This window comes from Fulvivirga marina (assembly GCF_016775155.1).
GTDB lineage: Bacteria > Bacteroidota > Bacteroidia > Cytophagales > Cyclobacteriaceae > Fulvivirga > Fulvivirga marina.
This window is the reverse complement of the sequence record NZ_JAEUGD010000027.1, coordinates 1-9,326: the sequence shown is the minus strand read 5'-3', so window position 1 is coordinate 9,326 and position 9,326 is coordinate 1. Positions and strand designations below refer to the sequence as shown.

The window sequence follows — 9,326 nt, the reverse complement described above, 5'->3', positions numbered from 1 at the left end:
GAAGTAAAGGCAAAGTCCATATTACGCGCCCAGCTCCGCAGGCTTTCCAGGGCCAAACAGAAAGGTTCATCAAAAGAGGCCCTGAGCCTGAGGCTTTTCAGGGATTGCGAACGGCAGATTGCCAAACTCAATCACCCCGGACTGATGGATGAATTTTATGCTGCCGTCATAAGGCCCGAGTTACTTAAACATCAATAATCAATTACATAAATCTTAAAACTATGAAAACAGAAAAATCCACAATGCGGGAGAAGTTACAGGGCTATATGGAAAAACTCACTGTTGACCCGTTTGGCATTGAAGCGCAGATAAACGAAAACATAACACGCTTCTTTGAGGATCAGGCTGCCCGGACAGATGCTACCCACGATGACCATTTTTTGGTGATTAAAAAACAGGAACAGCTAAAATCATGGATGGTTGAGAAACGGAAGGTTCTCCCTCTCTCAGTCAATACGCTGGTGACGTGCTTTGCAGGAAGTTTTTATACTCCCAGCCTTGAAACAAGGATGATTAAGGGCATTGCAGATTACATCAACTTATTTTCAGCTCAGAATGACGTGCCGGAAGATCAGTTAAAGTTCATCATCAGCCTGGAAAGGTCAACCCCTGTACTTCATGCCTTTCATGGAGACTCTCTTATCCGGCGAGTGGCTCTTCAGGAACTCATAAAACATTTGAAATGAACGGGAAGATAGAAAAAGTACCGCCCGGTGGCTGGAAACTTATCAAACACTCTCTCAGCAAGATGATCGTCTGGTTCGCAGATCATAATGTTCGGACCATGTATTCTATCGACTGGCGGAGCCGCTATTCAAAGTTTAGAAATAGGGAAACAGGGTTAAAGCGGCTACGAAAAAGGGTTGACATCTACGGTGAGCAGGCATCTACAGTGGAAATATATGACAAAGCCACAGGACAATTGATTGAAAAATATATCAGAGGAGAAAAAAGAGAAATTTAACACTATGCGAGAAGTAAAAGCACTATATAGAAAATTAACAGCACCACTTTCCTTCAAGGAGAAATACCCTGAGTGCAGGCGAGATAATAAAATTCATGTTTTGTTTGTAGGACCATGCCTGTGTGGGTCGGGCTACTACAGAATGATCATGCCAGCCCTGGAGCTGAACCGGACACGCACCCATTCAGCTATTGTAACCGAAATCTTGAAATGGAATTTCAATAAATCATTCGACGATTACAACCATATCATTGATGCAAGGCTTATCTTGTGGGCAGATTATGTGGTCTTGCCAGCCATCCTGACCGATGCCTGTTACTTTATGGATGGCATGAAACGGGTCAAAAGCAATATCAGGTTTATCATGGATATGGATATGAACTATCATGAGATCCCCGAAGATAGTACGGTATCGAAAAGAATTACCGATGTCCACAGGCAGGCATTGATAGGTAATTTACTGAAAGCTAACCTGGTCACATCTCCAAATAAATGCCTGCTGGGATATTATAAGAAAATGCTACAGGAAACCGGCAGGGAAAATTTACCTTATTTCCTTTACCTTCCCAATGTACTCTCTTCTTATACTTACCAGGAAGTGCCTTTGGAACGTGAACATGAAAACGAAACAACCCATATACTTTTGACTGGCAGTGGCAACCATTATGCAGATTTCGGAAGTATTATTGTGGTGTTAAAAAGTCTTACGGAGGCCTATGGAAGCACGCTTCGGATCACATTTTTTGGATGGGATGGCAAAAAACCTTCCGGGGAAAACCTGCTCGCCGGAATAAACTGCAACTTTGAACATTCTGTCAGCTTTACAGAATATTTTAACAGGCTTCACTATCTCGATATAGATATTATACTCTTACCGTCCCTGGATATAACTTTCAATGTTTGTGGTAAGTCAACGATCAAATATCTTGAGGCCGCAGCTTTAGGCATTCCTGTGGTGGCCAGCAATAATGGTCTTTACAATGAAGTTATTGAGGATGGACATACCGGGTACCTGGCAACAACTCCTGAGGAGTGGAAGACTAAAATTAATGCTTTGATTGAGGATGGACACCTACGAAAAGAAATAGGTTCCGCAGCACAGGAAAACGCCTGGAAGAACCACAGTTTTACAAAAGTTTTTTCAAAGACTTTCGAAAGGGTATTTATTTAAATTGAACAGACCATGACAGTAGATGAAATTTTAGAAACACCTCAAATAAAGGCAGCTTATGTATGGTTTCTGCAAAATTCCATACGCATGGAGCGGGCGATATATTTGGATGTTCCTATTGACCCTTCAGACATTAACCTGGTCAGCAATTATGATCGTTCTTTAAACTACTTATTAAAAACCATGAGGCCACAAATGGAAGATAAGTTGATTATTGAAAGGATTGATGAGGTGTATGAAAGGCTGAAAGATACCAGGCAAAGCCGGTATTTTAAGAGAAAACCCGGAGCTTCTGATTATTGAAGAAGTTTTGAATAACTAATCATGTGCCTGCTTTATTAACCATTTGTTGATGAAAGCAGGTACAATTTCCTTAATTTAGTCCACCACCGCTAAGCTAAAGCTACTTATAAACAAATCCCTTTCCCTCACATTTTGAACATACCTTGATCCACAACCATAGAAATCCAGTGTCTACTTTGCCTCTTCCGTTACACTTTGAACAGTCTATTTTTTCTCGGGCAAACAGATTTAAAGGATCGAATCTAATAACAGGAAAAACATCTAACGGTTTCTGCATATTTTTTATACATTCATCCAACGGACCTGTCATTAAAGCATCTTTAAAAGTTTCGTAAATTTTGGGGCCATATTGTGGTGTCATAGATTTCTTAACTTCAACTACCTGACCATTGATAAAAACATAACCTGTGCTTGACATAACATTAATATTTTTATATTTAAATTTTTAAACAACACACATATCATAATTTATTTTTTTATCAAAAAGTTTCAGAAATACAAAATATCTAAATACCAAGTAAGTAATTGGTAAATTGGGACAAGTATGTCAGGTTAAAAAATAATACCTTGTAACTTTTCTTCCGGTAGCAAAAATTTATCGAGTCAATATTCAAAACATATCATCACAGTACATAAAACGGAACAATCCTTTTTCCGATACATTAAAATAAACCGAACTGAAAATGCAGAAGTACTTTCCTGTCATGATTTCTTTACAGGAAAAAAAGGGACACACCTGGAGGCGTTAAAATAGGGCTGCTATTTCTAATTTAAAGGTAGTTCAAAGGAAATCAGCTCATAAAATAAACTGATGTAAAGAAAAAACAGAATATTAAAGTTGATGATAGGCTTTCATGGATAACTCGACAGTAAAGTTCTGTAGGTAAATATTACTATATACTCAGTATCGGAGTAGCTAAAATATCCGCTACGTAAAATTAAATAAAAACGTATTGTTGCGGCATTTTGGCACCCTATTTCCGTGGATAGTCTACCTTACTTATTTTGATCTTTTTGGTGGTTTTAAAGATTGTGTGTTACCAGGAGTGTCTTTGTTATCACGTTGCCGTTGATCGGGTTTTCCAGTTGATTTAGCGATTCTCTTTGGTCAAGGTTTAAGTCCCATTATAATAATATTTGGTTTATAATTTTTTTCATTTATCAAAACAGTATTTTAAAAGCAAAAGGTGCCCTTGGAGTAAGATTTAGTTCAACTTTATTTATAACTTGAATAATAGGTTGCTTTCATCACCTTATTGGGACTATCCTTACACCAGTTTATTTTGCCATTTTTAACCCAAAAATGACTTTTACAACCAACTGTTCTATGGATTGAGGGATAAATATCTATCCTTTTACTATCCCCAATTGTGTGGGTCCATCTTGGAAAAACACTTTCAATCGCATTAAGATGAATTACCTCCCTGCATCCACATGGACATACGAAACTTATTGCCCAATCTTCAACGAGATATATAGTTTGATCATCAAGAATATCAGGCAAATCATCAATTTTTCGAATTTTATAAGTTTCCTTTTTAAAGAGGTGTTTCCAAATCCTTATAAAAAGCCTAAGCATGATTAGTAAATTGAGGCATGTTAATAATTGGTTTAATATCCCCACGGCCGACATATTTTTTTAAATAAATATCAATTGGGTCTAAGGATTGTTCATTCATAAGGTAAAAGTCAGTTAAACTGAATCTTATGATATCAAATTCTTCCAATTTCTCATTCTTTATAGGATGAATATGTGAAAGAAATTCATTGACTGCTAAACTTGCAGCAAACATGTTAATACTAATAACGGCAGGTGCTTCAACATTAATATCTACAATGTAGCCAGACTTTTTCTGCCTATTATATTCTTCCTGATCTACTCGAAGCAAATTTGTTGATCTAAGTTCTTCAGCAGTGAATACACCTCTTGATTGTAATGATGATTCTCCAGGTATTATATAATGAACTGTACCACAAATTTGCTCTATTCCACCCCTCTTATCACTTATAATTTTAACGCCAACATCGATGTATGGGATAAGGTAAAAGCTTGAAACAGTATTCAGAATCTGTCTTCCATCAATACTATCCATACAACCAAATAATATATCACATTTTGAAAGAGATTCAATAGCTTCAGCATCTTCGCATATATTTGTATTTATTGTTTCTAGGTCAGTATTAAATCCCATTGAATCTATAGCCCTTTTTAAAACTTCAACTTTATATGATTTATTATCTGCATCGTTCAAAGTAGCATTTATAATCCTATTTAGATTTTTGTATTCAATCTTATCTGGGTCAACCAATATTAATTTACCTGCTCCTAGTCTCGCTAATTGTTCAATTACTGGGCTTCCTGTACCAGAGCAACCAACTACACCAATTGTCATTTGACTTAACAATTTAAGAGTTCCTTCACCTAAGGTTTGGATGTTTCTTAAATTGATAGAGTTAGGATTAGAAACTGAGAAATTGTTTTTATAGTTAATAACTATTTCCCTTCCCACGCGACTAAATTTCTCAATTTCGTTGAACGTCAAATTTTCATTTACCACCCTTCCAAAAAAAGAATTATTAGGTAATAAAACTAAGCTTCCATGTAGTTCAGAGTTGTCATACCAACCATAGATACTTTCAAAAAATTCGTAATCTGATTTATCATCTAATTCTGAAAATTTGCTATACCCCCCTGGGTGACTATGGATTTTAAAAATGGCCATATTCTTTTTCACCAGATTAGGCAATTCATTAAGTAATTGAGTGGTTGGCCATTGGATAAAATCAGGTTTTCTTACACACAATTCATGCGGAACATTTATTATCTTATGCACAAGAAAAGTTGCTCCATTATTAGCTCTGCCACAAATGGCAATCGAAACTGCTTCATTCAGGTCTCCAGGGTACAAATGATTTTTAAGACTAATAAAGTCTGCTTCTAATATTTTAAAATGATACTTCATCTAATTTGAAATTCTCTTTCCATCCAGTTTTTTACAAGAAATATATGACTTTCAAGATTATCAATACCAGGACGCCACGGGTTTTGACTGGTCCTATGTCGTGACCATCTTTGGTAAGTTTTACCATCAAGAATTTGATTGGCTAGTGCTCCAATAGGTTTTCGATCAACACGAATTAAAGCTGGATAAAAATAGACCATATCAATCTGAGTATTAGGGTACCCCTGATCTATTCTAAAAGCAGCTTTGGTTATCTTAATATTATAACCATCAGAAACTGGAAAATCATGAATAATTAACCATTTATGCAGCCCTTCACAAATAGTTTCCCAATTCTCAAATGAGCTATCCAGAAACTCAATATCTTCCTCTGGTAATACAAATTGCCTTCGCATCCTTATCCTTCAGTTTGATCGAGTGGCAATGTCATAAAACGCTCAACTCCATGTTCTGTGAAATCAACTTTTTGATCATAGTCAACTTTATTTACAGCACCTTTAATTTTTTGATTTAGCTGAAATCTATTAAAAGGGTTCTTTCCAGCAAGAGTTAATATTTCTTTACCAGTCATATATTCTACATTTACTACGTAATGAACACGATCCACACGTATTTTGTAATCCATTTGTTTAGGAACAGCTTTACCTTGTTTAGCAAATTCCTCGATGTCAATTATCTCTTTCATAATTTTTGAAATTTTTGTCTACTTTAAGAACGATCAACCATGACAAAACCGAAATATTAACACACTGTCATTGGTCATCGTATATATAGTAGGTCATGATATTCTTGAATTACATGATCATTAATAACTGAAAAATAATTCAAGTATTATGCTTATAAATACGACAACAACTGACTATGATTTACTCGATATAATAGCAGACAAAGAAGATCCCTTCCGTAAGGAGGCATTTGTCATTTTTCATAATAGGCATGCGAGTTACATACATAACACTTCTCTGGGCTTTTGCAAAACACACGATGATTGCGAAGCAGAAGCTAAAGATCTATCGCAAGAAGTTTTTAGAAAGATCTTAAATAGATCCGGTACTTTTCAGAGAAATAAAAGTGTTAATACTGAGGAGATTGTGAAACATGTAAGGAAATGGTTATTTACCATAACTAAAAATACTTTTCTTGATTTATATAAAAAGCCTGTTCAGTATGAGTACAAAACAGTAAGAATTAATGATGAAAATAAAGATATCATTGCAAGGACAATTCATGAAAAAACATCTGGCAAATCAAAAAAATTATCGAAAGAAGATCAGATATTGTATGACAAAATTGTGGATGCGATGTCTCAAATAAATTTAAGTGAAAAACAAAATCACATATTAAAAGCATACCTTGAATCAGGACAATTTGATTCTTCCGGCAAATGGAGTCTTCCTGATTATAGAATGGAAGAATTGATGGAAAAATATAAACTCAAAAGAAATTCTGTAATACAGATAAAAGAAAGAGTTGTAGATAAAATTCAAGAACAAGTAAAAACCAATCAACAAAATCACTAAAGTACAACATTATGGCTAACATGGATAACAGTAGGAAATCAGATAAATCTTTTGAACAAGAGTTATCTGAGGCACTAAGGTATTATGGATATGAAATGCCAGAATCAAATGAAGAAATCGAAAAGTATGTTAAGATGTTCGGTGATACCAAAATAGAGTTACCAAAATCTATCGCAGATGCGGAAGAGCTATTTGATAATCTAGTTGAACATCATGATACAGCTTCAGAAAAATTTTCAGCTATGGCAGCTCAGGGTGAAGAGGGCGATACAATATCAAAGGATATTCTTGATGATATCAAAAAGGATATCAAGACCGGTAAGCGTATAAAAAATAAAGATAATGGAAATATCGAATGAGGGAATTGATGAGCTAGCTGAACAAATTATTGTAAAATATTCTGCAAGTATTCCGATTAATCCATTAGAAATTGCAGAAAAGGCTAATATAGAGGTTATTGAAGGCTCTAGAAAGGATTATCCATTTAAAGGACTAATAAGGCGGCAAGGAGGTAAATTCTATATTATTCTTAATATGCATTTATTAAATAATATTAATTATAGCATTTGTAGATATACACTAAGTCATGAATTGGGTCATTATTTTTTAAGCCACCATCGGAAAAAATTGAGCAAAGGAGAATCAATCGCTTTCACGGGAAAAGATTCAAAAAACCCTATAAAAAAGCAATTGGAGGATCAAGCACAACAATTCGCGGCTTCATTACTTATGCCGAAATCTCAATTCATTAAAAGATATAAAGAAATAGAAAATATCGGATTTGATGCCATTATTGATCTGAAAAGATACTTCAACGTCTCCATTACAAGTGCATTTATAAGATTTACTCATTTAAATTTGGAACCAACCATGAGTATCCTTTGGAATGACAATGATGGTATAATCAATAAAAGTGTTTCAAAATCCTTTCAGGAGCTGATTGATAGCGAAACCATTGGGATTAAGTTAAATAAAAATCGACCAAAATTAGAAGAAGAAAGAATTGAAAATCTTCAAACAGGAATTAGATATTTTAGACATATAACCCCTTTGTCATCTTGGGTCTTTAATATAGACAAAGACTTAGCAAATAGTACTTTTGTTATAGAAGAGACATTCTATTGTAATTTATGGAATTTAACTCTTATTAAACCTGCCTAAGAAATTAAGCGCGCTTGGTAAATCATTATTTTAACAAACATTTTCAACAATCTTTTCAGAGATTCCTTAACCACCCATGAAAGTCATAATACCGTCTTGGCGAAATTGGAGAACAAGGACCGGTTTAAATACTCAGTTCCCTTTCTCCCAATAAATTTCCCACCTGCACAGATAAAGACAGAACAATCTCAGGCAGTTTCGCCAGTACATACATACATACAGCCTGCATAAGGTCAATTCTAAGGTTAAATATGCTGCACACAAATCTCGGACTAGCACTAAAACGAATAGATAGCAATCTGTTTTTCAGATAGTTACAGGTATTATCAGCACATGTCAAATTTGTTATATATCTGTAAATCAGATGATTAAAAAAGCATATTGACGTAAGAACAATCACGGAACGGATGAAAACGGTTTCCGGTATCCAAAGACATATCCCTGCATCCACATATTTTAAGTCTCAAACCGTTTCATTGATTTCAAAACCTATAGTTGCAGATACTTTTAAGCCGCAACTATATGTTGCAGACTATTATTTTATGACCACTTTTCAGGTGTCTGCAACTGATGCTACAGATGAAAAACGTTTATACCTATCTTTTTATCAGATAGTTACGATTTACGCCGAGCCAAATTAGCGGATTGCATGATATTTCAACCTCATGCAGTCCCTCAAATAAGCCTGCGTACAAAGAGAAACCGTTAAAAACATACCCTGCATACAATAGCTTTTACTTCCAGAAACTCTGAAAATGATGCTGCACACTGGTATTTTAAAGCTCTTTTCCCAGGTGCAGAATATTTTTTTCAACAAAAGTTACACCCCTTGGTGCAGAAGGTTCATTTGATTAAATATCTCACAATCAGATATTTATAAATGGTTATTTTTTTTAGTTTAAAGTTTTTTGTACCGGTTGTAAAATGTGGCCCAATTGAAGATTAACTACGAAATTCTATATTTACAGCAGACAATTCAACGGGACTTTCAAACCGAGCATTCCTTCAAAGTCGAATGCCAGCCCTGCTTTCAAAATCTCAGTGTAAAAGAAAGTAACCGTTAACCAGTCTGGACAAAAGTTCAGGCCCGGCCGCCTTTTAAAAGGCGTTGATATACCCTTATGCGTTAACAGTTATGATGAAAGGAAATGCTTCCTTCAGGCTTCGCTATGAAGCTTCGGAGGAGAACATTGACCACAAGCAGTTCAGCTATGTCACCTTCATATTTAGAAAGGATAAAGGAG

General features: G+C 35.2%; 13 protein-coding genes. 8 read left to right on the top strand and 5 right to left on the bottom strand.

Going from position 1 to position 9,326, the window contains the following annotated elements; translation table 11 throughout:
* From JMN32_RS27305 to JMN32_RS08790, 5 genes are all read left to right on the top strand, one after another.
* Positions 1 to 198, top strand: a 198-nt coding sequence (locus tag JMN32_RS27305) for a hypothetical protein (RefSeq protein WP_238354399.1), incomplete at its 5' end; no start/stop codon positions are given.
* Positions 199 to 221: 23 nt separating this feature from the next.
* On the top strand, positions 222 to 686 hold the full coding sequence (locus JMN32_RS08805; RefSeq protein ID WP_202855954.1) for a hypothetical protein: 465 nt from the start codon (positions 222 to 224) through the stop codon (positions 684 to 686).
* Entirely contained in the window at positions 683 to 964 is a 282-nt protein-coding gene (locus JMN32_RS08800) for a hypothetical protein (RefSeq protein ID WP_202855953.1), read from the top strand. The genes JMN32_RS08805 and JMN32_RS08800 overlap by 4 nt, the downstream gene beginning before the upstream one ends.
* A 4-nt stretch (positions 965 to 968) precedes the next feature.
* Positions 969 to 2,135: a glycosyltransferase gene (locus JMN32_RS08795; protein WP_202855952.1), complete on the top strand. Its 1,167-nt coding sequence runs from the start codon at positions 969 to 971 to the stop codon at positions 2,133 to 2,135.
* Positions 2,136 to 2,147: 12 nt separating this feature from the next.
* Positions 2,148 to 2,438 (top strand): hypothetical protein, encoded by a 291-nt coding sequence (locus JMN32_RS08790; protein WP_202855951.1) that lies wholly within the window; start codon positions 2,148 to 2,150, stop codon positions 2,436 to 2,438.
* Positions 2,439 to 2,538: 100 nt separating this feature from the next.
* Here JMN32_RS08790 and JMN32_RS08785 read toward each other — a convergent pair whose 3' ends face one another.
* From JMN32_RS08785 to JMN32_RS08765, 5 genes are all read right to left on the bottom strand, one after another.
* Positions 2,539 to 2,856 (bottom strand): hypothetical protein, encoded by a 318-nt coding sequence (locus JMN32_RS08785; RefSeq protein ID WP_202855950.1) that lies wholly within the window; start codon positions 2,854 to 2,856, stop codon positions 2,539 to 2,541.
* Between the two features lie 798 nt (positions 2,857 to 3,654).
* Positions 3,655 to 4,017: a DUF6527 family protein gene (locus JMN32_RS08780; protein WP_202855949.1), complete on the bottom strand. Its 363-nt coding sequence runs from the start codon at positions 4,015 to 4,017 to the stop codon at positions 3,655 to 3,657.
* The gene (locus tag JMN32_RS08775; RefSeq protein WP_202855948.1) at positions 4,010 to 5,401 is read right to left on the bottom strand and encodes a ThiF family adenylyltransferase; all 1,392 of its coding nucleotides are present in this window, start codon (positions 5,399 to 5,401) and stop codon (positions 4,010 to 4,012) included. The genes JMN32_RS08780 and JMN32_RS08775 overlap by 8 nt, the downstream gene beginning before the upstream one ends.
* Complete coding sequence (locus JMN32_RS08770; protein ID WP_202855947.1) at positions 5,398 to 5,796, bottom strand: E2/UBC family protein; 399 nt, start codon at positions 5,794 to 5,796, stop codon at positions 5,398 to 5,400. The genes JMN32_RS08775 and JMN32_RS08770 overlap by 4 nt, the downstream gene beginning before the upstream one ends.
* A 2-nt stretch (positions 5,797 to 5,798) precedes the next feature.
* The gene (locus tag JMN32_RS08765; RefSeq protein WP_202855946.1) at positions 5,799 to 6,086 is read right to left on the bottom strand and encodes a multiubiquitin domain-containing protein; all 288 of its coding nucleotides are present in this window, start codon (positions 6,084 to 6,086) and stop codon (positions 5,799 to 5,801) included.
* Between the two features lie 148 nt (positions 6,087 to 6,234).
* Between JMN32_RS08765 and JMN32_RS08760 the strand changes: the two genes are divergently transcribed.
* From JMN32_RS08760 to JMN32_RS08750, 3 genes are read left to right on the top strand one after another with little or no spacing between them, the layout of a single operon-like run.
* On the top strand, positions 6,235 to 6,921 hold the full coding sequence (locus JMN32_RS08760; protein ID WP_202855945.1) for a sigma-70 family RNA polymerase sigma factor: 687 nt from the start codon (positions 6,235 to 6,237) through the stop codon (positions 6,919 to 6,921).
* Between the two features lie 11 nt (positions 6,922 to 6,932).
* Positions 6,933 to 7,280 (top strand): hypothetical protein, encoded by a 348-nt coding sequence (locus JMN32_RS08755; RefSeq protein ID WP_202855944.1) that lies wholly within the window; start codon positions 6,933 to 6,935, stop codon positions 7,278 to 7,280.
* Positions 7,264 to 8,082, top strand: coding sequence for an ImmA/IrrE family metallo-endopeptidase (locus JMN32_RS08750; protein ID WP_202855943.1), 819 nt, complete (start codon positions 7,264 to 7,266; stop codon positions 8,080 to 8,082). Before JMN32_RS08755 ends, JMN32_RS08750 begins: the two co-directional genes overlap by 17 nt.
* Positions 8,083 to 9,326 lie beyond the last annotated feature (1,244 nt).

Coding starts and splice junctions, on each gene's coding strand:
- JMN32_RS08760 (WP_202855945.1), top strand. CDS start 6,235: ATGCTTATAAATACGACAACAACTGACTATGATTTACTCGATATAATA.
- JMN32_RS08765 (WP_202855946.1), bottom strand. CDS start 6,086: ATGAAAGAGATAATTGACATCGAGGAATTTGCTAAACAAGGTAAAGCT.
- JMN32_RS08755 (WP_202855944.1), top strand. CDS start 6,933: ATGGCTAACATGGATAACAGTAGGAAATCAGATAAATCTTTTGAACAA.
- JMN32_RS08800 (WP_202855953.1), top strand. CDS start 683: ATGAACGGGAAGATAGAAAAAGTACCGCCCGGTGGCTGGAAACTTATC.
- JMN32_RS08790 (WP_202855951.1), top strand. CDS start 2,148: ATGACAGTAGATGAAATTTTAGAAACACCTCAAATAAAGGCAGCTTAT.
- JMN32_RS08785 (WP_202855950.1), bottom strand. CDS start 2,856: ATGTCAAGCACAGGTTATGTTTTTATCAATGGTCAGGTAGTTGAAGTT.
- JMN32_RS08775 (WP_202855948.1), bottom strand. CDS start 5,401: ATGAAGTATCATTTTAAAATATTAGAAGCAGACTTTATTAGTCTTAAA.
- JMN32_RS08780 (WP_202855949.1), bottom strand. CDS start 4,017: ATGCTTAGGCTTTTTATAAGGATTTGGAAACACCTCTTTAAAAAGGAA.
- JMN32_RS08805 (WP_202855954.1), top strand. CDS start 222: ATGAAAACAGAAAAATCCACAATGCGGGAGAAGTTACAGGGCTATATG.
- JMN32_RS08795 (WP_202855952.1), top strand. CDS start 969: ATGCGAGAAGTAAAAGCACTATATAGAAAATTAACAGCACCACTTTCC.
- JMN32_RS08750 (WP_202855943.1), top strand. CDS start 7,264: ATGGAAATATCGAATGAGGGAATTGATGAGCTAGCTGAACAAATTATT.
- JMN32_RS08770 (WP_202855947.1), bottom strand. CDS start 5,796: ATGCGAAGGCAATTTGTATTACCAGAGGAAGATATTGAGTTTCTGGAT.